30 protein-coding genes are annotated in these 26,370 nt (G+C 62.9%); 12 read left to right on the plus strand and 18 right to left on the minus strand.

Translation table 11 applies throughout. The annotated features are described in order from the left end of the window. Positions 1-235: 235 nt before the first annotated feature. Together ACMGFM_RS14145 and ACMGFM_RS14150 are read right to left on the minus strand one after the other, a co-directional pair. Entirely contained in the window at positions 236-1,264 is a 1,029-nt protein-coding gene (locus ACMGFM_RS14145; RefSeq protein ID WP_436903304.1) for a zinc-dependent alcohol dehydrogenase family protein, read from the minus strand. Positions 1,265-1,311: 47 nt separating this feature from the next. Then, a complete protein-coding gene (locus tag ACMGFM_RS14150) occupies positions 1,312-2,367 on the minus strand; it encodes a zinc-binding dehydrogenase (protein WP_436903305.1) in 1,056 nt (351 codons plus the stop codon). Between the two features lie 99 nt (positions 2,368-2,466). Between ACMGFM_RS14150 and ACMGFM_RS14155 the strand changes: the two genes are divergently transcribed. Continuing rightward, a complete protein-coding gene (locus ACMGFM_RS14155; RefSeq protein WP_436903306.1) occupies positions 2,467-2,688 on the plus strand; it encodes a hypothetical protein in 222 nt (73 codons plus the stop codon). A gap of 21 nt (positions 2,689-2,709) precedes the next feature. After that, the gene (gene pepF / locus ACMGFM_RS14160) at positions 2,710-4,500 is read left to right on the plus strand and encodes an oligoendopeptidase F (RefSeq protein WP_436903307.1); all 1,791 of its coding nucleotides are present in this window, start codon (positions 2,710-2,712) and stop codon (positions 4,498-4,500) included. Between the two features lie 39 nt (positions 4,501-4,539). Here the strand turns inward: pepF and nirK are convergent, their stop codons facing one another. Further along, complete coding sequence (gene nirK / locus ACMGFM_RS14165; RefSeq protein WP_436903308.1) at positions 4,540-5,655, minus strand: copper-containing nitrite reductase; 1,116 nt, start codon at positions 5,653-5,655, stop codon at positions 4,540-4,542. A 225-nt stretch (positions 5,656-5,880) separates the two neighbouring features. Between nirK and ACMGFM_RS14170 the strand changes: the two genes are divergently transcribed. Beyond that, on the plus strand, positions 5,881-6,699 hold the full coding sequence (locus ACMGFM_RS14170) for a DUF8054 domain-containing protein (protein ID WP_436903309.1): 819 nt from the start codon (positions 5,881-5,883) through the stop codon (positions 6,697-6,699). Here ACMGFM_RS14170 and ACMGFM_RS14175 read toward each other — a convergent pair. After that, positions 6,696-7,217, minus strand: a complete 522-nt coding sequence (locus ACMGFM_RS14175) for a GNAT family N-acetyltransferase (RefSeq protein ID WP_436903310.1) — start codon at positions 7,215-7,217, stop codon at positions 6,696-6,698. The genes ACMGFM_RS14170 and ACMGFM_RS14175 overlap by 4 nt on opposite strands. Before the next feature lie 39 nt (positions 7,218-7,256). After that, positions 7,257-7,427 carry a DUF7331 family protein gene (locus tag ACMGFM_RS14180; protein ID WP_436903311.1) on the minus strand — a complete coding sequence of 57 codons (171 nt, stop codon included), beginning with the start codon at positions 7,425-7,427 and terminating at the stop codon, positions 7,257-7,259. 153 nt (positions 7,428-7,580) lie between these two features. Here ACMGFM_RS14180 and ACMGFM_RS14185 point away from each other — a divergent pair, with 153 nt between their 5' ends. After that, the gene (locus tag ACMGFM_RS14185; RefSeq protein ID WP_436903312.1) at positions 7,581-8,573 is read left to right on the plus strand and encodes an ornithine cyclodeaminase family protein; all 993 of its coding nucleotides are present in this window, start codon (positions 7,581-7,583) and stop codon (positions 8,571-8,573) included. Here ACMGFM_RS14185 and ACMGFM_RS14190 read toward each other — a convergent pair. Further along, complete coding sequence (locus tag ACMGFM_RS14190; RefSeq protein WP_436903313.1) at positions 8,570-9,679, minus strand: presenilin family intramembrane aspartyl protease PSH; 1,110 nt, start codon at positions 9,677-9,679, stop codon at positions 8,570-8,572. The two genes, ACMGFM_RS14185 and ACMGFM_RS14190, sit on opposite strands and share 4 nt — an antisense overlap. Before the next feature lie 193 nt (positions 9,680-9,872). Here ACMGFM_RS14190 and fer point away from each other — a divergent pair, with 193 nt between their 5' ends. After that, positions 9,873-10,262, plus strand: a complete 390-nt coding sequence (gene fer, locus ACMGFM_RS14195) for a ferredoxin Fer (protein ID WP_436903314.1) — start codon at positions 9,873-9,875, stop codon at positions 10,260-10,262. A gap of 111 nt (positions 10,263-10,373) precedes the next feature. Here the strand turns inward: fer and hemB are convergent, their stop codons facing one another. Next, positions 10,374-11,354: a porphobilinogen synthase gene (gene hemB / locus ACMGFM_RS14200; protein ID WP_436903315.1), complete on the minus strand. Its 981-nt coding sequence runs from the start codon at positions 11,352-11,354 to the stop codon at positions 10,374-10,376. Between the two features lie 79 nt (positions 11,355-11,433). Here hemB and ACMGFM_RS14205 point away from each other — a divergent pair, with 79 nt between their 5' ends. Next, complete coding sequence (locus ACMGFM_RS14205) at positions 11,434-11,949, plus strand: hypothetical protein (protein ID WP_436903316.1); 516 nt, start codon at positions 11,434-11,436, stop codon at positions 11,947-11,949. Here the strand turns inward: ACMGFM_RS14205 and ACMGFM_RS14210 are convergent, their stop codons facing one another. After that, positions 11,950-12,492, minus strand: a complete 543-nt coding sequence (locus ACMGFM_RS14210; RefSeq protein ID WP_436903317.1) for a metal-dependent hydrolase — start codon at positions 12,490-12,492, stop codon at positions 11,950-11,952. A 45-nt stretch (positions 12,493-12,537) separates the two neighbouring features. Beyond that, complete coding sequence (locus ACMGFM_RS14215; protein WP_436903318.1) at positions 12,538-13,710, minus strand: MFS transporter; 1,173 nt, start codon at positions 13,708-13,710, stop codon at positions 12,538-12,540. A gap of 93 nt (positions 13,711-13,803) precedes the next feature. Here ACMGFM_RS14215 and ACMGFM_RS14220 point away from each other — a divergent pair, with 93 nt between their 5' ends. Further along, complete coding sequence (locus tag ACMGFM_RS14220; RefSeq protein WP_299272448.1) at positions 13,804-13,953, plus strand: 50S ribosomal protein L40e; 150 nt, start codon at positions 13,804-13,806, stop codon at positions 13,951-13,953. Between the two features lie 573 nt (positions 13,954-14,526). Here ACMGFM_RS14220 and ACMGFM_RS14225 read toward each other — a convergent pair. Beyond that, positions 14,527-15,135: an MBL fold metallo-hydrolase gene (locus tag ACMGFM_RS14225; RefSeq protein ID WP_436903319.1), complete on the minus strand. Its 609-nt coding sequence runs from the start codon at positions 15,133-15,135 to the stop codon at positions 14,527-14,529. A gap of 41 nt (positions 15,136-15,176) precedes the next feature. Next, complete coding sequence (locus tag ACMGFM_RS14230; protein ID WP_436903338.1) at positions 15,177-15,512, minus strand: DUF5802 family protein; 336 nt, start codon at positions 15,510-15,512, stop codon at positions 15,177-15,179. 271 nt (positions 15,513-15,783) lie between these two features. Between ACMGFM_RS14230 and ACMGFM_RS14235 the strand changes: the two genes are divergently transcribed. Next, positions 15,784-16,758 (plus strand): hypothetical protein, encoded by a 975-nt coding sequence (locus tag ACMGFM_RS14235; protein ID WP_436903320.1) that lies wholly within the window; start codon positions 15,784-15,786, stop codon positions 16,756-16,758. Between the two features lie 42 nt (positions 16,759-16,800). Continuing rightward, positions 16,801-17,496, plus strand: a complete 696-nt coding sequence (locus ACMGFM_RS14240) for an ArsR/SmtB family transcription factor (protein ID WP_436903321.1) — start codon at positions 16,801-16,803, stop codon at positions 17,494-17,496. 1 nt (position 17,497) lies between these two features. On the opposite strand, the gene ACMGFM_RS14245 is transcribed toward ACMGFM_RS14240, so the two are convergent. The 5 genes from ACMGFM_RS14245 to ACMGFM_RS14265 all read right to left on the minus strand — a co-directional run bounded on the left by ACMGFM_RS14245 (position 17,498) and on the right by ACMGFM_RS14265 (position 21,655). Further along, positions 17,498-18,007, minus strand: coding sequence for a DUF8526 domain-containing protein (locus ACMGFM_RS14245; RefSeq protein WP_436903322.1), 510 nt, complete (start codon positions 18,005-18,007; stop codon positions 17,498-17,500). Between the two features lie 58 nt (positions 18,008-18,065). Then, complete coding sequence (locus ACMGFM_RS14250; protein ID WP_436903323.1) at positions 18,066-18,323, minus strand: DUF2249 domain-containing protein; 258 nt, start codon at positions 18,321-18,323, stop codon at positions 18,066-18,068. Between the two features lie 53 nt (positions 18,324-18,376). Continuing rightward, a complete protein-coding gene (locus tag ACMGFM_RS14255; RefSeq protein WP_436903324.1) occupies positions 18,377-19,744 on the minus strand; it encodes a hypothetical protein in 1,368 nt (455 codons plus the stop codon). 66 nt (positions 19,745-19,810) lie between these two features. Then, positions 19,811-20,869 carry a type II glyceraldehyde-3-phosphate dehydrogenase gene (locus ACMGFM_RS14260; RefSeq protein WP_436903325.1) on the minus strand — a complete coding sequence of 353 codons (1,059 nt, stop codon included), beginning with the start codon at positions 20,867-20,869 and terminating at the stop codon, positions 19,811-19,813. Between the two features lie 45 nt (positions 20,870-20,914). Then, positions 20,915-21,655, minus strand: a complete 741-nt coding sequence (locus ACMGFM_RS14265; protein ID WP_436903326.1) for a crotonase/enoyl-CoA hydratase family protein — start codon at positions 21,653-21,655, stop codon at positions 20,915-20,917. A 103-nt stretch (positions 21,656-21,758) separates the two neighbouring features. Here ACMGFM_RS14265 and ACMGFM_RS14270 point away from each other — a divergent pair, with 103 nt between their 5' ends. Both ACMGFM_RS14270 and ACMGFM_RS14275 read left to right on the plus strand, forming a co-directional pair. Beyond that, a complete protein-coding gene (locus ACMGFM_RS14270; RefSeq protein ID WP_436903327.1) occupies positions 21,759-22,538 on the plus strand; it encodes a hypothetical protein in 780 nt (259 codons plus the stop codon). A gap of 75 nt (positions 22,539-22,613) precedes the next feature. After that, positions 22,614-24,002 carry a HEAT repeat domain-containing protein gene (locus ACMGFM_RS14275; protein ID WP_436903328.1) on the plus strand — a complete coding sequence of 463 codons (1,389 nt, stop codon included), beginning with the start codon at positions 22,614-22,616 and terminating at the stop codon, positions 24,000-24,002. A 28-nt stretch (positions 24,003-24,030) separates the two neighbouring features. On the opposite strand, the gene ACMGFM_RS14280 is transcribed toward ACMGFM_RS14275, so the two are convergent. Both ACMGFM_RS14280 and ACMGFM_RS14285 read right to left on the minus strand, forming a co-directional pair. After that, the gene (locus ACMGFM_RS14280) at positions 24,031-24,264 is read right to left on the minus strand and encodes a hypothetical protein (RefSeq protein ID WP_436903329.1); all 234 of its coding nucleotides are present in this window, start codon (positions 24,262-24,264) and stop codon (positions 24,031-24,033) included. Positions 24,265-24,298: 34 nt separating this feature from the next. Next, the gene (locus ACMGFM_RS14285; protein WP_436903330.1) at positions 24,299-24,532 is read right to left on the minus strand and encodes a hypothetical protein; all 234 of its coding nucleotides are present in this window, start codon (positions 24,530-24,532) and stop codon (positions 24,299-24,301) included. A 164-nt stretch (positions 24,533-24,696) separates the two neighbouring features. On the opposite strand from ACMGFM_RS14285, the gene ACMGFM_RS14290 reads away from it, so the two are divergent. Further along, the gene (locus tag ACMGFM_RS14290) at positions 24,697-26,265 is read left to right on the plus strand and encodes a GMC family oxidoreductase (RefSeq protein WP_436903331.1); all 1,569 of its coding nucleotides are present in this window, start codon (positions 24,697-24,699) and stop codon (positions 26,263-26,265) included. The last annotated feature ends 105 nt before the right edge of the window (positions 26,266-26,370 follow it).

Consider the following 26,370-nt stretch of genomic DNA (forward strand, 5'->3'; position numbering starts at 1 on the left):
CGCTCGTTGCGCTCCAGTAGGTGCTTACGTCGCCCGCCTTCCTCGAACAGGCGGCCCCTTTCAGTCCCACCCTGTAGCTTGTGTCACAGGCTACCGTGGGCGGGAATGAAAGGGGCCGAGCGCTCGGTCCGGTGAGACGAAGCAAGCACCCACGGCGCGCAGCGAGTCGCAACCGGTCGAGCGCGAGGGGGCTTTCTGGTTCAACAAAACACCAACCACCTAATCGAGTCAGACTCTAAATCCGCACCAGCGTCTTGATTGCGTCGCGATTGTCCATCGCCTCGTATCCGTCGGGCACACCATCGAGATCGACTGTCTTCGTGAAGATTGGCGAGGGATCGAGCGTGCCGCCGAGCACATCGGCCATCAGTTCATCAGCGTAGGCTCGGACCGGTGCAATACCGCCCTGCAGCGTGATGTTGTCCGAGAACAGCGAGGCAACCTCCAGCCCTTCCTCGTCGACGCCGTGGGGGACACCGACGTAGCCGACGGTTCCGCCCGGTCGACAGACATCGATCGCAGTTTCCATCGCCGACGCCGCGCCGACACACTCCATGACGTGTGTCGACCCGCCGTAGGTGAGTTCGGTGGCGCGTTCGACGGCGGCCTCGCCGCGTTCGGAAACGGTCTCGGTCGCGCCGAACTCCTCGGCGAGTTCGAGACGGTCGTCGTGGTGACCCATTGCGATAATGCGCTCGGCACCCAGCCGCCGCGCTGCGAGCACGCCACACAGGCCGACGGCACCGTCGCCGATGACGACGCAGGTGTCGCCTTCGCTCACCTCCGCGCTGACGGCGGCGTGGTGGCCGGTCCCCATCACGTCGGTCAGTGGGAGCAGCGATTCCAGCGTCTGCTCGTCGTTCGCGTGGCGGTCTGGCACCTTGACGAGCGTGCCGTCGGCTTCGCTGGCGTGGACGTACTCGGCCTGGGCGCCGCCCCAGGAGTCACCGTTGACACAGGAGGTGTGCAGTCCTTTCCGGCAGAACTCACAGCGGCCACAGCTGATGACGAAGGGAGCGAACACGCGGTCGCCGGGTTCGACCGAACGCACGTCTTCGCCGACCTCTTCGACGATTCCCATCGGTTCGTGACCGACTCGTGACCCCACTTCGCGTTCGCTCAGGCCACGGTAAAACCACAGGTCAGAGCCACAGACTGCCGTGTGGGTCACCCGAACGACGGCCTCTTTCGGTCCCTCGACTTCGGGTGTTGGTACGTCGTCGATGCTAATCTCGCCTGGACCGTCGAACACTGCTGCGCGCATACGTATACTGCCAGCCCGCGAGGAAAACCAGTTTCGCCGCCGGCAGCCTACAACTCTGTCACGACTTCGACGCCGGTCGTCTCGTAGGCTCCCATCGCGGCGAGTCGGTCGGAGACGTCTTCGAGTGCAAGTTCGCGGGCAACGAGTTCCCCGGGGTCGACATCGCTGGCCGCGAGCAACTCGAACAGCTCCGTGTAGCTGGTGGGCGACATCCCGCGCGCGCCGACGAAGGTAATCTCCCAGCGTGTCATCCAGTCTGTCGGCAGCGAGATTTCTCCACGCTCGGCTTCGGTCGTCAGCCCAATCTGGGCGTGTGTTCCTCGCTCTCGGAGCGAGCGAATCGAGTTCTGGCAGGTCTCGCTCACTCCCAGCGCGTCGACGGAGACATCTGCGCCGCCGGTTCGGTCACGGATTCGCTCGACTGGGTCGACAGCCGCCGGGTCGAGAGTCTCGGTTGCGCCGAGGTTCGCTGCGCGCTCGCGGGCCCCCGGTTTCGGGTCGACAGCGATAACTCGCGCTCCGAGTGCGCGACCCAACTGCACCGCCGAGAGTCCCACCCCGCCGCAGCCGTGGACTGCCAGCCAGTCGCCGCCGTCCAACGCTGCGCGCTCGACGAGGGCGTGGTAGGCAGTCATATAGCGACAGCCAAGCACCGCGGCGTCCCGCGCCGACAGTTCGGGCGGTCGGTCGACGAGGTTGTAATCCGCCGCCGGGACGGCCACCCGCTCGGCGAATGCGCCGGGGGCTGCCGACTCGAACCCGAGCGCCAGTCCGTCGGGACAGACGTTGCCGTGGCCGGTCCGGCAGTGCTGGCAGGTACCGTCGCCCAGCGAGAACGGGACCACGACATCGTCGCCGACCGCGACGCGGTGGACTTCCTCCCCGACGGCGACCACCTCGCCGGCGGGTTCGTGGCCAAGCAGTTGTCCACGTGGCACTTTGTCGTCGTTCCACTCGCCGTGGCCCTGCCAGGCGTGGTAGTCGCTGCGACAGAGCCCACAGGCCTCGACCGAGACGACCGCGCCGTCGGGGTCCGGTTCGGGAGGCTCCCGGTCGACGATATCGAGTGGCTGGCCGTACTCGCGGAGGATGGCTGCGCGCATGTCTCTCACTTTGTGTCCCGACGGCTCTAATATCTCGGCTTCGATGGCGTTCGACCAACCCAGATAGTTTCTGCCGCTCAACCGACCACAACCTGGCGGATGACGGGCGAGGCCCTCTTCGCGGTCGCTGAGCGGGCACTATTCGAGCGAAGCGAGAATATCTCGGTCAGCGTGACCCGCGAGCGGGCCGAGGGCGTCTGTGTCTTCCTCCCAGCATTTGTTCCGCCGGGGAAAAGTCGTGGTTCGGTGTCGTTTCTGGTGCTCGCTCAACATTTCTCACAGTCATATAACCACCCTGCCGGCGACAGCACGTTTAGGTGAGGCCCGGTCGTAGGTCGGCCAATGAGTTCCGTACCCGAGCGAGACGATGTCGAGACAGAGTACAAGTGGGACCTTGAATCGTTGTTCGACACCGACGACCAGTGGGAAGACGCCTACGAGACCGTCGAGAGTCGACTGGACGAACTTCGTGCCTTCGAGGGACAGGCCACCGAGGACGCCAGCACACTGCTGTCGCTGTTCGAGAACTACGAGGACGTGATGCGGACGGTCGCCAACGTGACCGCCTACGCCCGGATGCGCAAGGACGAGGACACCAGAGATGGCGACCGACAGGCGATGGCGACGCGGGCGCAATCACTCTATTCCGAGGCCGACAGCGCGACCAGTTTCATCGAACCGGAGATTCAGGCGCTGGACAGCGAAGATATCGAGGGGATGGTCGACGAAGAACCAGACCTCGCGGAGTACGAGCACTTCCTCGACGACATCCTCCGGATGAAACCGCACACCCGCTCGGCAGAGGTCGAAAATCTGCTGGCGGAACTCGGCGAGATTACCGGCGCGTCCGGCGAGGTGTACAACATGCTCGCCAACGCCGACATGGAGTTCCCGGTGGTCGAGAAACCCGACGGCGAGGCGACCGAAATCACGCTCAACAACTTCACGACGCTGCAGGAACACCCGAACCGCGAGTTCCGACAGGAAGTCTACGAGGAGTTCTACGACGAGTGGGAGTCCGTCCGCAACACCGTCGGCACCGCCTACCGCAACAGCGTCAAGAAAAACGAGAAACTCGCCGAAGCCCGCAACTACGAGACGGCCCGCGAGGCCGCGCTGGACGGTCCAAATGTCCCGGTTGAGGTGTACGATACGCTCGTGGATACAGTCCGAGAGAATCTCGACCAACTGCACCGCCACGCCGACCTGAAACGCGAGGCAGCGGGCGGCGACGAACTCCAGATGTGGGACCTGTACATCCCGATTACCGAGGGCGAGAGCCCGGACATTCCCTACGAACAGGCCTGCGAGTACGTCACCGACGCGATGGCTCCACTGGGCGAGGAGTACCAGTCCAGACTTGCCGAGGGCCTCGACTCGCGGTGGGTCGACGTCTACGAGACCGCTGGCAAGCAGTCGGGTGCGTACAGTGGTGGGACCTACGACTCCCAGCCGTACATCCTGATGAACTACCAGGACGACGTCTCCTCGATGTACACGCTGGCGCACGAACTCGGTCACTCGATGCATTCGGAACTCGCCAGCGAAACCCAGCCGTACGTCTACGCCGACTACACAATCTTCATCGCGGAGATTGCCTCGACGGTCAACGAGACGCTGCTCACACACCACCTGCTCGACACCGTCGAGGACGAGCGCCTGCGTCGCCACGTCCTCAACCAGTATCTCGAACGGTTCCGCTCGACGCTGTTCCGCCAGACGATGTTCGCAGAGTTCGAGCAGCGCGCCCACGAACTCTCAGCCGAGGGCGAACCGCTGACGGCCGACCGCCTCGACCAACTGTACGGCGAACTCAAGGGAGACTACTACGAACCCGGCGTCATCGACGACCACATCGTCCGTGAGTGGATGCGCATTCCGCACTTCTATCGCGCCTTCTACGTCTACCAGTACTCGACGGGTATCTGTGCGGCCGTCTCGCTGGTCGAAGCCATCCGAGAAGAGCGCGAACCCGCTGCCCAGCGGTACCGAGAGTTCCTGCGAAGCGGCTCACACGGCTACCCACTCGAACTGCTCTCCGAGGCTGGCGTCGACATGACTTCGCCCGACCCAATCGAGCAGGCCATCGACGTCTACGGCCAGTATCTCGACGAGTTCGAGCAGTTGCAGTGAGAAACGCAGAAACGAAAAACAGGACCGTTCGCCCAGCTATCAGGCGGGTTCGGGGTCGAAGATGTCAGGTTCTGGCTCGCCGTTAACGTTGATGATCCCGAGCAGGCCTTTGCGTGCGACTCGGCTGAGCGCGTGGTCGACCAGTTTGATCGGCCCCGGCACCGGCGTGTCGATTTCCGCGATTGCGACACTACCCGGAACGACCGGCGCAGTTTCGACGTAGTGGTCCGGCTCGGAGGCGACCGCGCCGTCGCGGTAGAACGTCTCCCAGACGTTTCCGATGCCGTGCCACGAACTGATGAGGTTCGGTCCGCCGTTCGCGTGGAAGATCCGGACCCGCTCACCTTTGTCAACCTCGACCGCTCCGTAGCCGTCGCCGGTAATGGCGTAGGCCTCGCCGTTGAGACAGACGTAGGTCGGGTCCTCGTCTTTCATCGCTCCGAAGTCGAAGCTGTGATGACCTTCCTCGCCAGCGTCGGCGTTGGTGTAGATCTCGTGCTGGCCGAAGTAGAGTTCGCGGTCGACTTCTGGCAGCCCCTCCTTGGGTTCGACGAGGATTGCGCCGAACATCCCCGCACTGATGTGGTAGTCCAAGTTCGGCACTGCACAGTGGTAGACGTGGACACCGGGGTACATCGCCTTGAACTGGAACTCCGCCGTCTCGCCAGGATTGACCGTCGAGGCTTCCGCCCCGCCGCCGGGGCCGTACACCGCGTGGAAGTCGATGTTGTGCGGCATCGAGTTCGACTCTTCGTTGGTCAGGGTGACTTTGACCGTGTCGCCCTGGCGGACACGAACCATCGGACCCGGAATGCGGCCGTCGAAGGTCATGTAGTCGAAGGTGACGCCGGGTTCGATCTCGGCAGTCTCCTCGGTGGTCGTCATCTCCACCTCGTGGTGCCGGGGTTCGTTCCAGTCGACCGGGTCCGGGAGGTCAGTCGGGTCTGCTGCGATTCGGTCGGTATCGACCGCCTTTGCTTCGCCCGGTCCCTCGTCGTCCGTCTGATTGTTGTTTGCTGGCATTGGCTCGTTGGACCCATCGTCAACGGAGGAGTCGAGACAGCCCGCGAGTGCGAGCGCGGCCCCGCCGCCGGCGACAGTCGTGAATGTTCGTCGCGTAGTGCTAGTGGCTGTGGTGTCGTGTTCTGGGGACATTGCTGTTCACATCTATACGTAGTGACCGGACCCGGATGGAACTGGGTGGCAGATACCCGGGGTAGTTTATAAGTAAACTCCGATTTTCGGCAGAACATCTTCGGTACGAATTCGGCTCGTCCTGCTTTCGTGTCTCTCTCCGGTGCTGAGAAGGAGGTGAACTCACGGTGCCACTCCTCAGCACAACCAGACCTTTTTTCAGCGCAGTGAACCCATCGACAGTCAATGACTGCCACAGGGGGAGGTCTCGACCGGCTTCGCCAGCCCGAATACACCGGAGAGAACCGGTGTTTGCCGTGTACCGTCGTAAACGCGATTATCGCCGTTGCCCTCGCCGGCGCAAGTGCAGCGGTGGGGTGGCTGCTCGCCGAACCGGTCGTGGGGGTTGCTGCAGGGGCAGGCGTTCTCGCCGTCTCCGTCGCAGCAATCTACTTCCGTGGCTATCTCGTCCCGGGCACGCCGGCGTTGACGAAACAGTACCTCCCGCGGCGCGTACTCGCGTGGTTTGGGAAAGCGCCCGAGCGGACGACTATCGACTCTGACCTCGACCCCGAGGCGGCACTGCTCAGCGCTGGGGCGCTCACACCGTGTGAGAACCAGGATGACCTCTGTCTCGACGACGAGTTCCGTGCCGAGTGGTACGACAACATCGACCGATTGGAGTCGGCGAACGCGGGCCGAGAGCGACTGCTCGATGTGCTCGGCCTCGACACTGGCTCGGTCGATTTTCAGGACCACGGGGAAGCGTTTCGTGCCCGTGTCAACGGTAGCGTCGTCGGTCGCTGGGAGTCTGAAGCCGCCTTTCTTGCGGATGTCGCCGCCGCCGAGAACCTCGACGAGCGCATCGCAAACTGGGCGGCACTGTCGGTCCGGGAGCGAAGTCAACTGCTGAGTGGTCTGCGCATCTTCATCGATTCCTGTCCCGCCTGCGGTGGAACCCCCGAGTTCGGAACCGATACCGTCGAATCCTGCTGTAGTACGCACGAAGTCGCAGCGGTCTCCTGTGACGGCTGTGGTGCGCGACTGTTCGAGTCGGCAGTCTAAGTTGGGCTATCGACAACCGACGGCAACTCACCGCCGTACTGCTCACAGATGCTCTCTTGCTCGGGTGGCAAGTCCCGCTCTCGAAACACGGCGAATCCCTCGCGATACCGCTCCACGTCGCAGTTGTCGGGGGCGTAACGCAACCGTAGTTCGGCGATGCCAGTCTGCTCGCCCGTGTACGCGAAGCCAGCGCGATAACAGGCCTCGTAGGCAATTGGATTGTTGACGGCAATTACGACCTGCTCGTACGTGTCGAGTTGCTCGGCGGTGAACCGCAGCAACTGTGGGCCAATGCCCTCGCCGCGGCGGTCTTCTCGGACGGTTACGTACCGGAGGTGGACGGTTTCCGGGTCGGCGGTATCCTCGCTGAACGCGACGGCTCCGAGCATGGCACCGTCCTCGCAGACGGCTGTCTTACCAGTACGTGACATGACGAACTTACCGGCGTAAGCAAACTGCTCGTGGTCGAGTCTGAGCGTCGGTCCATCGGCCTCGCTACCGAGGCACTCGAACTCCATACAAAGGGGTGGGGGACACCGACGCAAATAGCTCCCGACCTACCGAATGTCTTCGGCGGCGACTGCTACTGTCGACTGAATCCAGGCTTGATGATTCTCTCGGTCGTACACGACGTACTCTTCGTCGCCGATGTTCAACTCGGCGTACCGTTCTTGTTCGCCCTGGTCGACAGTCGCTTCGTCCGTATCGTCGGTTGCGTTGGTGCTCATGGCTAGTCGGACGGGTCACCGTGCCCTTCCATGGCAACGTAACGCATACCGATATTAAAGCTCTCCTACCCGATTATCAAGACGAAAAACCGGACGCGCTCGTTGTGGTGGCTGCGGGACGGCTTTTTATACGGCCTCGCCGAACAGAGAGGTATGACACTGTTCCTGCAGAGCGAGGAACTCGCACAGTTGGCAACACCAGCGGAGTATGTCGGTGTCGTGCGCGAAGGGTACCGACAGCGCGGTGAGGGGGCACAGGCAGAACCACGGACACGACTGAACAACGCCGACCCGCCGGGCTTTCTGACCGGCTATCTTGCCGTCCTTCCCGACACTGGCGCGATGGGCGGATACACCTACGCCGCCGGCTTCGGCCAACAGGACGCTCAGTTTGTCCTTCCACTGTTCGAGTACGGCAGCGGTGAACTGCTGGCGATTCTCGACGGCGCGAGCATGAACCCCTGGAAGACCGGCGCGGCGGGAGCCGTCGGTATCGACGAACTCGCCAGAGAAGACGCGACAGAACTTGGAATCATCGGCAGCGGTACGCAGGCCCGCGGCCAACTCCACGGGGCCGCCGCGGTTCGAGACCTCGACTCCGTCCGTGTCTTCTCGCCAACGACAGAAAACCGGGAAACCTTCGCTGCGGAGATGGACGACGAACTCGACGCGACTGTCGAAGCCGTCGACACGACCGAACAGGCGGTCTCGGATGTAGACATCCTGGTCACGGCAACGACCTCACCCGAACCGGTCTTCGACGGTGACGACCTCTCGCCGGGCACGCACGTCACCGCGATGGGCAGCTATCACCCGACGAACCACGAAGTCGACCCGACAACGGTCGCCCGCTCGAAGTACGTCCTCGATTTGGCTGGTCGAATCGACACCGACGCTGGCGCGTACCGAACGGCGCTGGACGACGGCGCTATCGAGGAGGGTCACATCCACGCCGAACTGGGCGAGGTTGTCGTCGGCGACGCTGCCGGCCGAGACTCAGACGACGAGATTACGCTGTTCGACAGTGGTGGCACCGCCGTCGAGACTGTCGCGGCGGCAAAACTGCTGTACGACCGAGCGGTCGATGACGGACTCGGCCACGAACTCGAGATGTCTTCTGCGACCGAGGCGTTCCCGGGCCGCTAGAGGAAGCTTTCGAGGCCGAGCGCCTCAGCCAGTGTGAGGCCGCTGAACAACGCGCCAATCAGATAGCCAGCGATGGTGCCGCCGTTAAGCAGCGGGAGTCCGGCGTGCGCCCGACCCTTATGGACGAGCCACAACAGCACTGAGAGCCCGAGCAGTGTTCCGACCATTGCGGTTGCGGCCGGGAGCGTGGCGTTGATACCGAGTATCGAGACTGTCGGGCCAGTGTCGATGAAGAAGGCAGCGCTGGCGACGAGCACGGACGGAATCACCGCGTCGCCGAGGCCGATAAACAGCGCGTCGCGCTCGCCGCCGTCGAGTTCCTCTCGGACATCGTCGTCGAGCGCGTCGGCGTCGATGTCGGCGTCAGCGAGCGTCTCGTCGTCGAGGTCGCTCACTCGCTCCGGCCCCAGTTCGTTGAGCAGAGTCGCGTCGATTTCCTCGGGCTCGGTCGGCAGGTTGTCGTTGGACTCTTTCATCGTGTCCGGCGTTGGCTCTTCCAAGAAGGTATACGAGCGCGTCAGCGGGACGACGAAGACCACCGGCACGCGCATCTCCATCATCCCGGAAGCCAGCGTCAACATATGTTCGGTGCCGTAGACCGAGATGGCGTCGTAGACAGCGAGCACGACGAGCAAGACGAGCGCGGGGAGAATCCCGAAGTTGATACCGAACAGCCCTGCGGAACCGATTCCCATGATAATCCCGGCAGTGTCGATGACGTACCACTCCGGGTAGAGATACAGCGCCGCGCCGAGTCCGAGCGCGATTGCCAGTACGAGGACATCCTGTACCGGAATCCCGCCTGCCGTTCCGAGCGAGGGAACGAGCGCGTCGAAGACGAAAAACGTGACGTAGACACCGGCGAAGATGATGACAAGTCGGAGCACGTTCTGCCCGCCGTACTTGATAATGCCGAGCATCGCGGCCGTCGCGACGAGGATGCCGGCGATATAGGCGATACTAATCCCCGGATTGCTGGTGTCCTGTGTTCCCTGTAACCCCCCCTCGAGAAACGGTTCGACGAGTGCGAGCGCGCCGAGTTGCACAATAAAGAAGATGGCGAGAACCGCTCCGCTCGCGAGCAGTTGGCGCGTACGATGATCCATACCTGTCCCCTCGGTGCTCCCGTGTTTGAGGATTTCGAAACGAGCGTGTGTGAAGCGGCCGAACGGACAGATTCGACGGCGTTTTGCCCAGTATTGCGCCCGATTTCGCCTATTTTTCGGGAACGTAATGATTTTCCGGGTACATTCCTAGGAACAGCAAAGTCTAACCGGATGGACTCAAAATAGTGGAATGATGCCAACAGTAGAATACCTCAACTACGAAGTTGTCGACGACAACGACTGGGACATTTACGACGACAGCGTGTTCGACAAGGCCGCAGACGCCGGCCTCGACGACGAGGATTACGGTGAACTCGACGTCAACGAAGGCGAGTACATCCTCGAAGCAGCCGAAGCACAGGGGTACGACTGGCCGTTCTCGTGCCGCGCGGGGGCCTGTGCGAACTGTGCCGCAATCGTCCTCAATGGCGAAATCAACATGGACATGCAGCAGATCCTCTCCGACGAGGAAGTCGAAGACAAAAACGTTCGCCTGACCTGCATCGGGTCGGCCGAAACTGACGAGGTCCAGATCGTCTACAACGCGAAACACCTCGACTACCTGCAGAACCGCGTCATCTAACTCACGACCGCCAGCGCTTTCAGAGCGCAGTACCGGTCGAAATCGCTTTTTACAGACAGCTGTTTTCGGTAGCCAGCCGCACTCACAGTTCCTCTCTCAGTGACTCACAGCCTATAGGTGGTCGGCGATATCCTCTGCGAAGTACGTAAGAATGAGGTCTGCACCGGCGCGTTTGATCGACAGCAGCGACTCGTAGGCCGTTGCTTCGAGGTCGAGCCAACCTTTCTCCGCGCCAGCGTGTAACATCGCGTACTCCCCAGAGACGTTGTACGCCGCGACCGGGTGGTCGAACTCTCGACGGATATCGGCGATCACATCCAGATATGGCAGTGCCGGCTTGATCATCAATACGTCGGCGCCCTGTTCGACATCCAGCATGACTTCTGTCCGTGCTTCGCGGGCGTTCGCGGGGTCCATCTGGTAGTGTCTGCGGTTCCCGAATTCCGGCGCGCCGTCGGCAGCGTCGCGGAACGGACCGTAGAACGCAGACTCGTATTTCGCCGCGTAGCTCATAATCGGGACGTGTTCGAAGCCCTCGGTGTCGAGTGCACCGCGGATGGCCCCGACCATTCCATCGATCATTCCGGAGGGGGCGACCATATCCGCACCCGCCTCGGCGTGCGAGACGGCGATTCGCTCGAGCAGGTCCAGCGTCTCGTCGTTCTCGACGGTGACCGTCGGGTCCTCGCTCGCGCCGTCTTCGAGCACCCCGCAGTGGCCGTGGTCGGTGTACTCACAGAGACAGACATCGGTGATGACGTAAGCGTCTGTCTCGCTGGTGATACGGCGGGTCGCTTCCTGAACGACGCCGTCGTCAGCCCACGCCCGACTGCCGCGTTCGTCTTTGGACTCGGGAATGCCGAAGAGAATGATGGCCTCGACGCCAGTCTCGCGAATCTCCTCCACGCGGGCAACAGCCTCCGACACCGGGACGCGTTCGTGGCCCGGCATCGACTCGATGGGCTGGCGACTGTCTGTCGTTGCGTCGACGAACACCGGGGCGATCAAGTCGCTCGCGGCGAGTTCGGTTTCCCGAACGAGCGGGCGAATGCCGTCGGTCCGCAGGCGACGGGGTCGCTGTGTCAGGTCCATACTCGTCGTTGCTCGGGCGGCGACAAAGCCGTGTCGTTCGTCCCGAGGTTTATCTATGGAAACGGGACCAGCCCGCGGTATGAGTCGACACGACCGACCGAACGGGACACATGGACAGCAGCAATCAGAGACCCACCACTCACAGCACAACAGTTCTGGGGCCAGCGCACAGCACCGCTCCCGTCAACAGACTCCATCGCAGACCGCCGCCTCGTCGCCCTCGGTGGGCTTTCGGCTCGTCTCTGCGCTGTTCGCAACCACAGGCGTTGTCATGCTCGCTGCTGGCGCTGTGTTGTTCGACAGTGCGAGTAGCGTTTCGGCGGTGTTCGGTCCAGCGGGGACAGCTGTCCTCGTGATTGCTGTGGCATTTGGCGGGTTCGGACTCACGAACCTGCTGGCCGGCTACGGGACCTGGCGGTTCCGGGCGTGGGGCCGCAAACTGGGGCTGTTCGTCTCCGGCAGCGCCACAGTCGGCAGCCTGTTCATGCTCGTCGCTGCCGGGCCGGTCGGACTTCCAAGCCTCGCGCTCAACGCCGGTACTGCGTGGTATCTCTACGAAAATGATGGAGCGTACGCCCGCTGGGGCCGGGCGTAATCAGGCTGGATTGACCCGCCGAAGCAGCGGTGCAAGCCCCGGGTAGCCGTCGGCCCGCCAGACGGCCAGCGCGACTGCGAGCAACACGAACTCGGTGAGAAAGTACGGCTCGCCGAGTGAGTCACGCAAGAGGCCGAGCACCGTCGGTGCGCCTTCACCAGAGACGCCGCCCGGTGAGAGCAACGGCCAGACTAGCCCTTCCCACGGGGTCTCTGGGTCCCAGAGAATCGGCAGCGCGTCGAGCAGCGTATGCGAGATAACGCCGATACTGAAGGCGACGCCGTACTCCTCGACACCGTTCCGGCGGGCGACGAGGTAGACCAGCGCCGACAGCGGTACGAGGAAAAACAGCGAGTGCGCGAGCGTCCGCCCGCCCGGCAAGACACCGAGATACCACGCCAGCGGTTTGTCGATCAAATCAGGTACCAGCGCGGCAAACCCAACGACGACTGTCGCAGCGTGGCCCGGTGACTCGTCCTGCCGGGAGCGCGTCGAGAGCGCGTACAATAGATAGGCGGCGGAGGCGTGTCCAATCGGCCACATACCACTCTCTGACCAGCCAGTGAATAAATGCCGTCCGGTTCCCGGTCAGCGTCCGCCCGCGGGAAGGTAGCCCCGCCAGTGCAACACTGCGAGGACGATGACGACACCGCCAAGCCCGGCGGCAAGTGACTGAAACGTCTGGGTGTAGGCTGCGCCACGGCTGACGGCAGTTCCGACAGTGCCGGACCCAAGCGCCTGCGCGACCATCATCACCGCTGAGTAGAGAGCGTAGGCACTTGCACGGTGCTGGTCGGGAAGCGAATCGAGCATGTACGTGTCCATCGCTGGAAACAGCGAATGGATGCTGTAGCCGACCAAGAGGCTGGTCGCCGCGAGCGCGAGCAGTCCGTCGACAACGGTGAGCAGGAGGACACTCAGCGTGAAACTGCCGACAATCGACAACAACAGCGGGACATAGGGCACCCGGTCGGCAAGCCAGCCAGTGACGACGAAGGCAGGCACGCCCGCGCCAAACATGGCCGACAGCAACAGGCGACCGGTCGCCGGGTCGACGCCTTTCGCGACGGTCAGATAGTCGCCGTAGAGGTTGAACAGCGCGTTCCAGAGAAACCCCGTCGTGGCGATGAACGCGATGCCAGTGAGGATAATTGGCCACTGTGCCCGGCCAGCCGTCAGGAGACTTCTGTCGTCGAGGCCGGCCTCGGGCAGGGTCGTCCGTCGGGCTGCGACAACCAGTCCAGCTGTTCCGAGGGCGGCGACGACTGCAATCGCCGCGAAGGCACTCCGCCAGGAGCCAACAATGAGGACGGCACTCACCACCAGCGGTGCGGCGACAGCGGCAATCTGGCTGGCAGTGCCGTGGAGGCCAAGTGCCGTTCCGACACGGCTGGGGAAGAGTTCGCTCACCAGGGGATTTGCCGCGATGAAGTAACTCCCACTGGCCAGCCCCATCAGGAAGGCCCCGAGGGTGAGGTGCGCGACCGAGCCAGCTATTGCAGTGAATGCGGATGTCAGCACCAGCGACCCGCCGGTCGCGGCGATGACGTGATGGCGCTGGAATCGGGTCAACAGCAATCCGGTCGGGGCTCGCGGGGCGGCACTGCCGAGCCACGCGGCGCTGGTGACGATCCCGAGCGCGGCGGCAGAGACACCAAATTCGGCAGCGACTGGCTGCAACAGCGGTGCAAAGATCACCCGCGCGAGGTTGACCAGAAACACCAGCACACACAGCGAGCCGAACAGTTCACGGCGGGACACGCCTGTCGCTCTGGTCGCCATCGAGTTGAGCGATTCGACTCGTGGCGACGCTGAGAAGGAAACCGTTAACAACTCCGGGACCAGAGCGTCAGTATGGCCAGTTTCGAGAAAGCAGAGGATCGTATCTTCAGCAAACAGATCTGTATGCGGTGTAACGCGCGAAACCCACAGCGACGCGAGTCCTGCCGAAAATGCGGCTACGGCAATCTCCGCCCGAAAGCCCGCGAAACCCGCAGCGCCTGAGGTTGTTTTCTCTCTGTTTTGCCCACCGACCAACAGCGCCGTAGCTGTCGCTGCCGTCACTGACAACTGCACCCGAGACCACTTGTTGCCATCTGCTGGTGTTAGGCACCAAATATATATGCCGGGGAGTTCAAGAACTGAGTGCATGCCACCCGAACCCGTCTGGTCAGTGTCCGCATACTCGGCGGCTCCGGTTTCCCCCCTCGCCGGAGCGGCTACCATAGCGGACACGGCCCAGCGGACTCGGGCACAGACAGCGGCCGACTCGGTCCCGTCCCCCGTGACCCGTCGGCGTGTCGGGCGTCTGGAGCCTGTCCGTTTTACTCATCCCTCATCCGGTCCCGTTGGCGGCTCAGGCTCCGTTTGCTCGACTCTGCTGTCGGTCGCCCCTGCTGGGTGGCCGTGCATCCACCCGGATCGAACATCGTCGTCACCGACCGGCGTCACTCCCCCTCGGACGCCACCGCGTGGCGACGCTCTTTGTCGTTCCCACCCTCTCCCGAATATGTCCAGACACAGCGAGACCTGTCGGCGTGAACACCGCTCCCCTCCGGTGTTCCCGCGATAGTTTTTTTATTCGTCTGGGTACTTTGGCTCGCGACGCTTCGCTCGGTCCAGCGCTCGCTCTACGACAGTCCGCACGTCTCCCGTGTAGACATCGCCGTGACCAGCGTACATCGACTCGATATCTCCCATCCGGTCGAGTAGCTCGTGGATGCTCTCGATGAGACGCTCGCGAGACATGCCCGGATAATCTGTTCGACCAAAGCTCCCGTCGTCGAACGCCCCGTCGTTGTAAACGACGACATCGCCGGAAAACAGTGAGTTCTCGCCGACGAAGGAAATGTGGTCGTCGCCGTGTCCTGGCGTGTGGACCACTTCGCACTTCTCGTCACCAATCTGGATGTGGTCCCCATCGGTCAGTTCGTGGGTTCGTTCGGCGTGGTCGGCGTAGGCATAACAGTCCACGTCGAACGCCGAACAGACCGCGCCAAGTTCTGCGACGTGGTCCGAGTGTTGGTGGGTGACGACGACTCGTTCGAGCGTATCGGTATGCTCACGAATCGTGTCGACAACTCCGTCCACTGCGCCGGCGTCGACCAGTGTCGGCTCTGTGCCGAGTGCGAGATACGCGTTGCTCGTAAACACCTCCGCGTCTGCTGTGACGTTGATGACTTCCATACCAGCCATCGGATGGCCGACCCCAAGAAACTGTCCCGCTCTCAGGTGGAGACACCGCCCAGGCCAAGCAGCTGCGTGGCTCGGTCAGCCTCGGCTAGCAGCACCTCTTGCAGCGTCGGCGGGTTCCGGACAGCTGTTTCTGCGAGCACCGGCTCGGGCACAGAGAGTGTGTCCGCGGGAACTCGTTTGTCGCCGTGGACGGCGAGGTGGTGTGACCCGAGTTTCATAACCAGCGGCCGGTCTGTCTGGTCGTCCTCGGCGTACAACTGCTCGTTCACCCGCTCGTGCTGTGTTGCACACATCTGTGCGCAGTCCGCGGTCGTTGGTTCGACGTACAACCGTCCAAGATAGTAGCCATCCGAGAATCGTTCAAACATGCTGTCCAGTGCCACGTTATCAAGACTCATACATAAGTCGTTCGCCCATCCTGCTCGCCGGGGCCCGTGCCGACTCCGCTGTGGCTCGTGGTTTTTGTTCGTTGGTTGATTGCTTCTCTCGAAGACGCCTGTTGTCGTCTCGAAACGCCTGTGCGGTATCTGAGACACTCGTAAACGCTATTGGACCGTCTCACGCGGTGAGCACGTTCGGTAAACTGACCGAACGAATATCCGGTTTTATGTGTGGATACAGCCAATGATGTGGTACGTGATGAGCTCCCGCTACTACACCGCTATCGGGTTATTCGTCGTCCTTGCAGTCGCCGTTGCGGTTCCCGCTGTTGCTGTCGCGGACTTTGGCTCGACAACCGTACAGGAGCAACCCACCGACAACGAGTCCGAACTCGGTGTCGCGGTCACCTCGTTCGCACAGTCGAGTGCTGTCGACGCCGCGGGCAGTGCCGAGCAGGGACTGTGGCAGGCACAGGCAAACGCGACGTTCGAGCAGAACGCGACAGAAAATGCCACTGTTGCGGTCATCAGTGACCGCGCGATGGAACTCGAGCAGCGCCTCGAGGCCCTTCAGAACCGAACCGAGCGCCTCGAACAGAACCGAGCAAACCTCTCCGAGGTAGCGTACAACGCTCGTGCAAGTGCCCTTCGCTCGCAGATTGCAAACGTTCGCTCGGCCGTTGACCAGGCCAACCGGACGGCCGTTCGTCGCGGTGTCAACACGACGCAACTCGACCGGCTCCGGACCAACGCTGCGAACATGACTGGCCCCGAAGTGGCTGCGATTGCGCGCAATATCACTGACGCACCTCGCGGCCCACCCGCGAATACACCCGGCCAGAACCGCTCAAACCAGCCCTCAGGACCTCCCGGCGAGCGCGGCGGACAGGGGAACGCGTCGGCTGACCGCCCCGACACTGCCGGCGGTCCTGAAAACAGAACGATTGGCCCGCAAAATCCAGGCGCTAACGCCGGCAACTCTACTGTTGGCCCGCAGAACCCCGGCAACTCCACGGCTGGCTCACAGAACACCAGCGACAACGGCCGCCCGGAGAACGCCGGTGGCGGTTCCGACCAGAATCCGGGTGATGCTGGCGGTTCGGACCGCTCACAGAGCGACGAGCAGAGGACTAATTCTGACGACGAGACGACCGATGGCTCTGACGACCAGTCCGAGGATAGCGACGCTGACTCGGATAACTCCGGCGGCCCGCCGGACGACCGCGGTCGATAGGCGGCCGTGAATTTATATATCGGAGGGGCTTACGTCGGGTAAATGGACTCCGCTGAGTTTCTCGATATCCTCGGGAATGCGAACCGTCGTCGTATTCTCCGACTGCTCGCGGAGCGGCCCTGTTACGTAACCGAAATCAGTGATTTTCTGGGTGTCAGCCCGAAGGCAGTCATCGACCACCTGGAAAAGCTCGAAGCCGCCGGGCTCGTCGAGAGTCGAACGGACAGCAAACGCCGCAAGTACTTCTCTATCGCGCGTCACGTTCGTCTCGAAGTAACTGTGTCTCCCTACGAGTTCGGCACGAAAAGCGCGTACCCGGCCAGTTCACGGCTCGACCTCACCTCCTGTCGACAGCTGAGTATCGAACTCGAACACGACCCCGACGCCACCGATTCGGGGGTCACCGCCTCCGATGTCGAGGCTGACGACGTTGTCTCGCTGACACAGGCCCTGCGTGATGTCCAACAGCTCGAAAACGAACTCTCACTCGCCCAGCGGTGGGCACAGGGGCGACTGACGGAACTCCGGGAACATCTCGAATCGGTGCTGGACGACGACCAGAGCCGACTGCTCGCGGATCTCTTGCTCGCGCTCGCCGACGAACCAGCCGACATCGAGGAGTTAAGCCGCGACGTTGGCGCGCCGCCGGACGTCGTCGAGGACCCGCTGTCGGAACTCGTCGCGGAAGGCATCGTCAAGGAGAGTGAGGGGACGTATCGCCTCGTCGACGAGGAGTAACTCAGTCGAGGTCGGCGGTCAGTCCCGCCCGCAGGTCGCGGCCGAAGTAGTGACCGACAGTACCAGTAATTGCACCAACGAGCAGTGCAATCCCGAGCAGCGTCGTCCCCGACGCAAACGCGGCAACAGCGAGGTTTCCGAGCAGTGTTGTGCCGCCGCCGGTGACGGCACCGGCAAGCGCCAGCTCGACATATCGCCGGTGGTCAGAGCCCAGGCCGTAGGCGAATCCTGCTGCGGCAATTCCCAGCACGCCGTTGGCAATCGAGAGAATCGGGACGAAACTGAACGCGATAACGCCGACGACCGAGAGTGCGAGTGCGGTCCCGAGCGAGCGCGTCGTCGCTATCGAGCCGAGCCGCGACCGGACGACTCCCGCGTCGCTGGACTGCTCGCCCGACGACTCCGCAGGCGCAGTCTCGACGCCGAACTCCGTCTCGGGGCCGGCTACCGAGTCGTCGAAATCGGTGTCGACAGCACTCTCGCGCTCGATTTGGGACTCACGCTCGGACATACTGCTGTATTATCCGGCCAGCAACATCTTCCTTGTGCCCCGTTTCCGACCGCGCGACTCACTCCCAGATGGCCGTTACGACTGCGTCGTCAGTCTCGAGAGTCTCGTATTCGTAGCCGCGGTCATCGAGTTTTGGGTAGAGGAATTGCGGCACGCGGTCGTTGTACTGGACCAGCACCCCCTCGTCCATCTCGACAAGCGTCTCAAGCGTGCGTTTGAGTGGCTGTGGCGGCCCCATCTCACGCACATCCAGCCGCTCGATTGGTCGTCCGGTCGGCGCGCCGGTCTGTTCGATGGCCCGCTCTACTGTGAGCATACCTGTCGCTAGGACTGCTCGGGATACCAGCACAGCGGCGAACATCATCGGGTTCAGTCCTGCTCGACTCCTGGCTGTGACTGCTCCCCAGTCACTCGTTCGTGGTCGCCGGGCACGCCAAGGATACCGGCCAGCGTCTGTGGACTGTGTCGCCTGAGTACCAGCAGCATATTTGCCGTGAACAGGAGGGCTCCGAGCGTCGTCGTCGCACCGCCAACGGCAAGCAACAGTGTCGGGCCGCCGAGGTACACACCGGCGAAAACAGTGCCTACCCCGACGAGCAGACAGCCGAAATCGGCGGCAGCGAGGCGGTCGCTGTAGAGGTCGTCGATCATCGGGACCGGCTCGTAGCCGAGCAGGTCGCTGTAGCGGTGGACCCAGACGATGAATGGGACGACGTGATACAGCGTTCCGAGGACGACAAAGCCCAACACCCCAAAGGCAAGCAGGTGGACCGCCCCCGGTGCGGCCAGCAGTCGGTCGGCAGCCAGCGGGTCAGCGAGCCACGCTGGCGCAGTCAGCACTGCCCACGCGCCAACAGCAACCACGACTACCGCGTACCGCGAGAGCATCGGTGTCCACTCCACCTGCGTTTCGAGCAACTTGTGGCCAACAACGATGGCAACGGCGAGCAGTCCGACGACGACACCCAGCCCACCGACGCGGGCAATCGTTGCGTTCCCGACCAGTCGACCGGCCGCCAGCGCGAGCACGCCCGCGGGATAGGCGAGTAGTTCCGTCCGCTGGAGCCACTGGTCGACCCGACCGAGGTCGGTCTGTGTGAACATCGTCGCCAGCTGGTAGAGCGCGCCGATGACCGTTGTCACCACCATCCCAAACACTGCAAGCGTCGCGTGAGTGTGGACGACTGCCAGCCGTTCGATACCAGCGTCGGTGAGCACGCTGGTGGCGAAATCGAGCGCCAACAGCAGCCCAAGTCCCGTCGCTGCCAGAAAGAAAACCAGGGCGAGCGCGAAATGACCCTCCGTCACGTCGAACTCACGCGCAGGTGGGAGCGTCCGTAGCATATTGTAGACGAACAGCCAGAAGCCCAGCAGCATCACGCTGCCCGCGACAGCGAGCAGGGCGAATTCGACCTGGAGTAGCGCTACGACGAACGCCGTGAGTCCACCGACGACGAGCCACAACTGGATAGTTGCGAGCCGTCGAGAGTGCAGTGGCTCGGCCGACCAGACCGGAACGAACTGCGTCATCGCTCCCATGATGGTGAGACAAATCCACCCTGCAAGGAGGACGTGCAGATGGGCCAATCTGACGAATCCTGAAAGCCAGCCCAGTGCTGTCGCCGCGCCGAGTGCGACACCTGCGAGCAGAAAGGCCAAGCCGACGAAAAAATACCGCAACGGCAGCGTCATCGGTGGCTGTTTGTCCGTCTCCAGTCCCGATGGAATTGCGCTCATGTGAGCGGGTACGGCCGCCCGCCGCCTCCACCTGTTCCCGAATATGTTCGACTCTCCGGAGGGTCGTTATTCTCGTGCTTCTGTCGGTGCCAGCGACTCGTCCAGACCCATCGCGTCGTTGGTGGTCGCGATACTCTCTTCTTGGCTCTCAGTGCCCAGTACCGCCCGAATCGCGTCGACGTTCTCGGGCACAACGTCGGATTCCTGGTGGATTGCCTGGAACAGGTAGAGGTCGCTCTGTCCCTCGCCAACGTCGCTCTGGACGGTAATCGATTCGCCCCAGACGCAGTTCTCCCAGATATCTCCTCGGGGACGGTCGCTGTCCTGTGCGAGCTCCTTGAGTGCGCCAGCACCGTCCAGTCCGAGCCACTCGGGGATGACGAAGGTTCGACGCTGGTCGTCGAGTAGCTCTCGCACTTCCTCGGTGCTCGGGTCGGCGTCCAGCGTGATATTGACGCTGTGGGTGTGCATCAGTGTTGCGGGCACCTTTAGCCCCAGCGTGTCGATCGAGAGGTCGGGGAAGATGGTGTTCACGTCCGGCCCGTGGTGTGACGGCAGCCCGACCGGGTTCGGCAGGATATCGTTGATCGGTCCACGGTCGGTCTGTGCCGGGTCGCCGCCACGGCGAACCAGCGTTGCACGGACTTTCTCGATGCCGTACGCTTCCTGCAGCGGTGCGACGAGTCGCGAGAGTCCGGTCGTGTTACAGGAGACGACGCGGACGAGATTCATTCCTTCGACGGTATCGAAGTTCGACCGGGCGTTGAAGCTCCCGTCGACAACCTCGGCGTCTTCTCCGCCCTGGAGGAGTGCGGGTGTGTCGTACTCCTCGTACATCGCTGCGTTGTCGGCCCCAATTCCAGAGGGACAGGCGTCGACGACGATGTCGCTCGCTTCGACCAGTTCTTCGACGTCGCCAGCGAGGTCAATTCCTGCCTCGGCGAAGCGTGGTTTGCGCTCCTCGACGGCGGCATAGAGGTCGAATCCTTTGTCGACGGCGGTGCTGGCCTCGAAGTTTGGCCGTGTTTTCGCAACGCCGACAACCTCCATGTCCGGCTGTTTGCGGACGGCGTCGGCGACCCGTTTCCCGATCGTTCCGTATCCGTTGATTCCGACTTGGATCATTGTGTGAAGGTGTGTACGGTCGGTGTATATCCTTTCCGAAGTCCGTCACTCTTCAGGTACGCCCTCGCCGCCGCGGCCCTCACCGCCAGCGAAGCGGTCCGCACCCTCCATCGCCGTCTCAAGCGACCGCGAGCCGTGCCAGCCCTCGATTGCCAGCCCCTGCTCGATGGCGGTTCCGAGGCCGTCGTACACTGCCTGCCGGTCCGTGCGCACGGTTTCCTGTGGAAAGCTTGCGATGAGTTCGCCCATCTCGACCGCTCGCTCGCGCGGGTCGTCAGCAATCTGGTTGACCAGTCCCCACTCCTTGGCCTCCTCCGCGTCGACTGCCCGCCCGGTGAGAATCATCTCTAGTGCTCGCCCAAGCCCGACGACACGGGGGAGTCGCTGCGTGCCGCCGTCGACCAGCGGCACGCCGAACCGTCGCTCGAAACAGCCAAAAGTCGCCTCGGGCGCGGCGACGCGCAGGTCACACCACAGCGCCATCTCCAGCCCGCCAGCAATACAGTGGCCCTCGATTGCAGCGATAGTTGGCTTCGAGACCTCCCGGCGGGTAAAGCCCAGCCAGCCTTCGGGCGTATCCTTCAGATCCATCGCTTTGAGGTCTGCGCCTGCCGAGAAGGTGCCGTTCGCGCCGGTCAGGACGCCGACCAGTGCCTCCTCGTCGTCATCGAAGCGGTCCCACGCCTCGCCGAGTTCGGTCGCTGTCTGTTGGTCGATTGCGTTCTCCCGGTCCGGTCGGTCAATCGTGATGACTGCAACCGGTCCGTCGCGGTCGTAGCTGACCATAGCGTCGTCTCGGCGGAGAGGCGCAAAAAACTGGTCCTAGAGGCGGGTTTCCGGCAGAGAAATGCTGCGGCTGGGTTATGTGACCTGAGACGGAACGGCGTGTATGGTCGTAGATCAGCTGGCGATTCTCGGTTTTGCAGCGCTGTTGGGCGGGCTGATGCTCTCGTATGGCCGGCGGCGGTACAACCGCGCCGAGTCGCTGTCACGGCTCGTAGCCGACGGCGGTGAGCCGACGGCAGCGGGTGAGCGAACGATTAGCGGGCCAGTCGAGGTTGACCGTCCGGCCGAGCCACAGCGCCGGCCTCCGGACCATCACAACCCAGAGGAACCGGGTGGTGACCCCGGAATCTGGGCGTGGCGGGTCCAGCGCGAACAGGCGACGGACAGCAGACACTGGGAGACGCTCGACGGTGGGATTGCAGTCGGCGATATCGCGGTTCGGGACGACTGGGACCGGGTACAGATTGACGCCGAGAGCCTCCGGTGCGACTCGGTCGAGGACCCGTTCGACGCCGACCACCTCTTTCTCGGCGACCCTGATATCGACGTGTATGTGGAGGAACGCGACGGAGTGCTTGCCGACGTGAGCGGCGATTGCGGGCCAGTCAAAGACGTCGAGGTCAGCGTCAATATCGGCAACGAGACGACGACGCCTGACAGATATCAGGCCACAGCTATCCGCGAGGGCGAGGAACTGCGGGCAGACGGCACCATCGCCGACGGCGGCGAGCAACCGGCAGTTCGCGGTGACGTTGCAGTCGGAATTGGTGACCTCTCAACCCGCGCAGACCAGCTGTACAGCACCGCACGACGGTGGGGAGCCGGCGGCGCAATCGTTCTCGTGCTCGGTGTCAGTGCCGCTGCTGGAACTGTCATTCTCTGAGACCGCTGGCTGTCACCGGGAGACACACCATCACGAAGGGAAATCCCTTTGCCCCGACCACACACACTGTGCAGTATGAGCGACGGCGAGGACACAGACAGCGCGGAGGAGCCACCCGAGGCGGCCGACGAGTCGCCTGACGAGGATGTTGCCCCGTCCGAGACAGACGAGGACCCCTCCGAGGACGCGGAGCAATCGAGCGAGGAAGACGACGAACCGGCCGAAGCGGACCTCGCAGACCCGACCGAGTTCGACAGCCGTCTCGACGACGCGGCCGAACTGGTCGAGAACGCTGAGACGGAACCGGACCTCGACGAGGCTGACGAGACACTCGACGCCATCGAGGCCGACCTCGAAGCAGCGACACTTCCGACCCCTGAACCGGAGGTCGGCGAAGACGAGGACCCCGAAGACGTCGAGCCGCCGGACCCCAAGGAGGAGTACGAAGACCGGATTTCCAGTCTGCGCGACGACATCGAGGAGCAACGCGGCCCGTACGTCGAGGATGTGGTCAGCGATATCGAGAGTGCGAGCACGACCATCACGACCAGCGAGTGGACGACCGAAGGCGAGGACGAAGTCGCCGAAGCGGTCGCTGACTTCCTCTCGTCGGTGAGTGACACGCTCGACGACTCCTTCGAGTCCGCTGCCAGCGGGTCCGAAGACGCCGCCGCGGAGCTCGACGACGCCGCCGAGCGGATTGGCGAGACGCCGCTGGACCCCGACGACGACGCCGACACTATCGCGACACTCCTCGAACAGACCGACACCCTGAGTGCGGACCTGGAGGCGGCGACGCTGTGGAGCGACCTCGAAGTGCGCGAGCAGCTCCGCCGGCAGGGCTTTTACGACGTGCTCGACCCCAACGTGAGCAAGGACTTCCCGCCGGAGTTGAGCGCTATCAACGTCTACGAGGCCCAGGGTGAGGTCGAACCGCTGCTCTCTGCGCTGGATTCCTTTGGCTCGGATTTCATGGAGGAGAACGTTCTCGACGCGCTGGAACACCTCGCTCCCGCAGAAGCGTTCGACCCCGTCCACGCGCTCGCACAGCGCCGGAACAAACAGCCCGTCCGCATCCTCGGCCGCATCGGCGACGAGCAAGCCTGTGACACGCTCGAGGACTTCCTCGGCGGCGGTGATGTCGAACTCGAAAAGATCACGCTCCGCGCGCTGGGGATGATTGGTGCCGACCGCTCGACCGACCCGGTTGCCCAGCGACTGCTCGCGGACAGCCGTGAGATTCGCTCCTCCGCTGCCCGCGCGCTCGGACTGATTGGCGACACTCGCGCTATCGACCCGCTCGAAGACGTGCTTGCAGATGACGACGCTGACGAGGTCCGGGCCAGCGCGGCGTGGGCGCTCAACCAGATCGGAACCGAGCGCGCACTCGACGTGGCCGCCGAGTACGCTGACGACCGTTCGTATCTGGTGCAAGCCGAAGCTGAGAAAGCCGAAGGCGTCTAATCACACTCCGGGGAGACGGCCGCCAGAATCAGGCGAATGTGCCGAGGTTGTCCGTCGCTTCGATCACCCACCCGAATCCACCGCCGTCGTCCACTCGACCAACTAAGATATTACCGTTCTCGGTCCCCTGCTGAAACGGGACAAAGACCGTTCGCGCCCTGCCCTCGCCTGGGTATTCACCGTCTACTGTGAATCGAACGTCGAAATGCACCGCCGACTGAAAGACGGATTCGTAGGTCTGTTCCTCGTCTGGCTCCGCCACTGTTGTCGATGTCAGGTCCTTCTGAAAGACAGGTTCATCCGGCGTGCCAGTGACGGTGAAGTGTCCGTTCTTTCGGGGGCCCGAGTTCGGTCCCAACGTCAAGTACCTCAACGGCTATCTGGTGCGGGACAGAATCCATATTTCGAAAGGCAAGGCTCCCCGCGGGCGGCCCGTCGGAGCTCTCGCTCCCGAAACAGCCCGGCAAGAAGCCAGTTGCCACCGCTGCCGCGACAATCCGCAAGAACGACCGGCGTCGAGTCGTCGTCACATTTTGATTTCCGGCGTAAATGATTTAAATTTAACCCCGGAGACTCGCCCGACAGTTGATTAGCAAGGCCATTTCGATCGAAGTCAGCTATTCGACAGTTCGAGTCACAGTGTGTGCACACATATCGAAGACAGATATTTGAGACTCCCAGCCAACGTGGGGATATGGTTACCTACGATTACGTCATTGTCGGCGCTGGCTCGGCAGGCTGTGTGCTGGCGAACCGACTCGCCACACAGACTGAGGGGGAAGTACTCGTGCTGGAGGCGGGCAAGCCCGACGAGAAAAACGAGATAGCGATTCCTGCGGCGTTCCCGGACACGTTCAAATCCGACGTTGACTGGGAGTACTATACCGAACCGCAGGCAGAACTCAATGAGCGCGAACTGTACTGGCCTCGGGGCAAGACACTCGGGGGGTCGAGTTCCATCAACGCGATGATCTACATCCGCGGTCACCCTGCCGACTACGATGGGTGGGCCGAACACGCCGACGGCTGGGCACACGACGACATCAGGCCCTACTTCGACCGCGCGGAGCACAACGAACGGTTCAGCGACGAGTACCACGGCACGAACGGCCCACTCAACGTCGCTGACCAGCGCTCACCCAGTGTACTCACTGACGCGTTCATCGAGGCCGGCAAGGCCTGTGGCGTCCCCGAAAACCAGGATTTCAACGGGGCATTTCAGGAGGGGGTCGGCCAGTATCAGGTGACACAGAAGAACGGTCAGCGCTTCAGCGTCGCCGACGGCTACCTCAAACCCGTCCTCGACCGGGAGAACGTCACGGCACTGACCGGGGCCCACGTCACCGAGGTACAGGTCGAAAATGGCCGCGCGGTCGGTGTCGAGTACGAACGTGCCGGCGGCACTGGCCACGTCGAAGCAGACGAGGAGGTCATCGTCGCCGGCGGGGCAATCAACTCCCCGCAACTGTTGATGCTGTCGGGTATCGGCCCCGCTGAGCATCTTGCGGAGCACGACATCGACGTGGTTGCGGACCTGCCCGGCGTCGGCAAAAACCTGCAGGACCATCTCTACACCCCCGCAGTCTGTGACTGTACGAAACCGATAACGCTCGAAGCCGCCGAAACGCTCGCCAACTTCGGGAAGTACAAGGCCTTCGGCAACGGCCCGCTCACCTCCAACGTCGGTGAAGGCGGGGCGTTCCTCAAGAGTCCGCTGGCCGACGACCGCCCGGACGTGCAGTTTCACTTCGCGCCAGCACACTTCATCGAACACGGCTTCGAAGAGCCAGACCACGAGTACGGCTTCTCCATCGTGAGCCTCCAACTCCGTCCAGAGAGCCGCGGCCACATCGAACTCGGTTCAACGGACCCGCGGGACAACCCACGGATCGACCCGCAGTATCTCAGTGCCGAACCAGACCTCGACGTACAGGTCGAGGGGCTGAAGATGGCCCGCGAGTTCCTGCGAGCCGCGCCGTTCGACGAGTATCGCAAGAGCGAGCGCCTGCCGGGACCTGACGTGCAAAGCGACGAAGAGCTAGCAGCGCACGTCCGCCAGTACGGCGAAACGCTGTATCACCCAGTCGGGACCTGCAAGATGGGTACCGACGAGATGTCGGTCGTCAACGAGCGCCTGCGCGTCCACGGTATCGACGGCTTGCGTGTGGTTGACGCCTCCGTGATGCCGACGGTCACCAGCGGTAACACCAACGCGCCGACGGTGGCGATTGCTGAGAAGGCTGCCGATATGATAAAAAGGTGAGCGCATACCCCCGTCTTCAGGCGGGGGTCGAGCGAACAGGCGGTACTCAGGCATCCCGATTCCCCAACGGTTATGTATGGGCCAAGTCTATACCAGGTGTGGACA

Source organism: Halovenus halobia (genome assembly GCF_051414135.1).
GTDB classification, from domain to species: domain Archaea; phylum Halobacteriota; class Halobacteria; order Halobacteriales; family Haloarculaceae; genus Halovenus; species Halovenus halobia.

What these genes read in the sequence shown, in the direction of transcription:
- ACMGFM_RS14265 (WP_436903326.1), bottom strand. Translation starts at nt 21,655, where the DNA reads ATGGTCAGCTACGACCGCGACGGACCGGTTGCAGTCATCACGATTGAC.
- ACMGFM_RS14270 (WP_436903327.1), top strand. Translation starts at nt 21,759, where the DNA reads ATGGTCGTAGATCAGCTGGCGATTCTCGGTTTTGCAGCGCTGTTGGGC.
- ACMGFM_RS14155 (WP_436903306.1), top strand. Translation starts at nt 2,467, where the DNA reads ATGACGGGCGAGGCCCTCTTCGCGGTCGCTGAGCGGGCACTATTCGAG.
- ACMGFM_RS14220 (WP_299272448.1), top strand. Translation starts at nt 13,804, where the DNA reads ATGGCCAGTTTCGAGAAAGCAGAGGATCGTATCTTCAGCAAACAGATC.
- ACMGFM_RS14150 (WP_436903305.1), bottom strand. Translation starts at nt 2,367, where the DNA reads ATGCGCGCAGCCATCCTCCGCGAGTACGGCCAGCCACTCGATATCGTC.
- ACMGFM_RS14205 (WP_436903316.1), top strand. Translation starts at nt 11,434, where the DNA reads ATGAGTCGACACGACCGACCGAACGGGACACATGGACAGCAGCAATCA.
- ACMGFM_RS14180 (WP_436903311.1), bottom strand. Translation starts at nt 7,427, where the DNA reads ATGAGCACCAACGCAACCGACGATACGGACGAAGCGACTGTCGACCAG.
- ACMGFM_RS14255 (WP_436903324.1), bottom strand. Translation starts at nt 19,744, where the DNA reads ATGAGCGCAATTCCATCGGGACTGGAGACGGACAAACAGCCACCGATG.
- ACMGFM_RS14225 (WP_436903319.1), bottom strand. Translation starts at nt 15,135, where the DNA reads ATGGAAGTCATCAACGTCACAGCAGACGCGGAGGTGTTTACGAGCAAC.
- ACMGFM_RS14275 (WP_436903328.1), top strand. Translation starts at nt 22,614, where the DNA reads ATGAGCGACGGCGAGGACACAGACAGCGCGGAGGAGCCACCCGAGGCG.
- ACMGFM_RS14260 (WP_436903325.1), bottom strand. Translation starts at nt 20,869, where the DNA reads ATGATCCAAGTCGGAATCAACGGATACGGAACGATCGGGAAACGGGTC.
- pepF (WP_436903307.1), top strand. Translation starts at nt 2,710, where the DNA reads ATGAGTTCCGTACCCGAGCGAGACGATGTCGAGACAGAGTACAAGTGG.
- hemB (WP_436903315.1), bottom strand. Translation starts at nt 11,354, where the DNA reads ATGGACCTGACACAGCGACCCCGTCGCCTGCGGACCGACGGCATTCGC.
- ACMGFM_RS14240 (WP_436903321.1), top strand. Translation starts at nt 16,801, where the DNA reads ATGGACTCCGCTGAGTTTCTCGATATCCTCGGGAATGCGAACCGTCGT.
- ACMGFM_RS14170 (WP_436903309.1), top strand. Translation starts at nt 5,881, where the DNA reads ATGACTGCCACAGGGGGAGGTCTCGACCGGCTTCGCCAGCCCGAATAC.
- ACMGFM_RS14190 (WP_436903313.1), bottom strand. Translation starts at nt 9,679, where the DNA reads ATGGATCATCGTACGCGCCAACTGCTCGCGAGCGGAGCGGTTCTCGCC.
- ACMGFM_RS14145 (WP_436903304.1), bottom strand. Translation starts at nt 1,264, where the DNA reads ATGCGCGCAGCAGTGTTCGACGGTCCAGGCGAGATTAGCATCGACGAC.
- nirK (WP_436903308.1), bottom strand. Translation starts at nt 5,655, where the DNA reads ATGTCCCCAGAACACGACACCACAGCCACTAGCACTACGCGACGAACA.
- ACMGFM_RS14245 (WP_436903322.1), bottom strand. Translation starts at nt 18,007, where the DNA reads ATGTCCGAGCGTGAGTCCCAAATCGAGCGCGAGAGTGCTGTCGACACC.
- ACMGFM_RS14290 (WP_436903331.1), top strand. Translation starts at nt 24,697, where the DNA reads ATGGTTACCTACGATTACGTCATTGTCGGCGCTGGCTCGGCAGGCTGT.
- ACMGFM_RS14230 (WP_436903338.1), bottom strand. Translation starts at nt 15,512, where the DNA reads ATGTTTGAACGATTCTCGGATGGCTACTATCTTGGACGGTTGTACGTC.
- fer (WP_436903314.1), top strand. Translation starts at nt 9,873, where the DNA reads ATGCCAACAGTAGAATACCTCAACTACGAAGTTGTCGACGACAACGAC.
- ACMGFM_RS14175 (WP_436903310.1), bottom strand. Translation starts at nt 7,217, where the DNA reads ATGGAGTTCGAGTGCCTCGGTAGCGAGGCCGATGGACCGACGCTCAGA.
- ACMGFM_RS14185 (WP_436903312.1), top strand. Translation starts at nt 7,581, where the DNA reads ATGACACTGTTCCTGCAGAGCGAGGAACTCGCACAGTTGGCAACACCA.
- ACMGFM_RS14210 (WP_436903317.1), bottom strand. Translation starts at nt 12,492, where the DNA reads ATGTGGCCGATTGGACACGCCTCCGCCGCCTATCTATTGTACGCGCTC.
- ACMGFM_RS14235 (WP_436903320.1), top strand. Translation starts at nt 15,784, where the DNA reads ATGAGCTCCCGCTACTACACCGCTATCGGGTTATTCGTCGTCCTTGCA.
- ACMGFM_RS14250 (WP_436903323.1), bottom strand. Translation starts at nt 18,323, where the DNA reads ATGCTCACAGTAGAGCGGGCCATCGAACAGACCGGCGCGCCGACCGGA.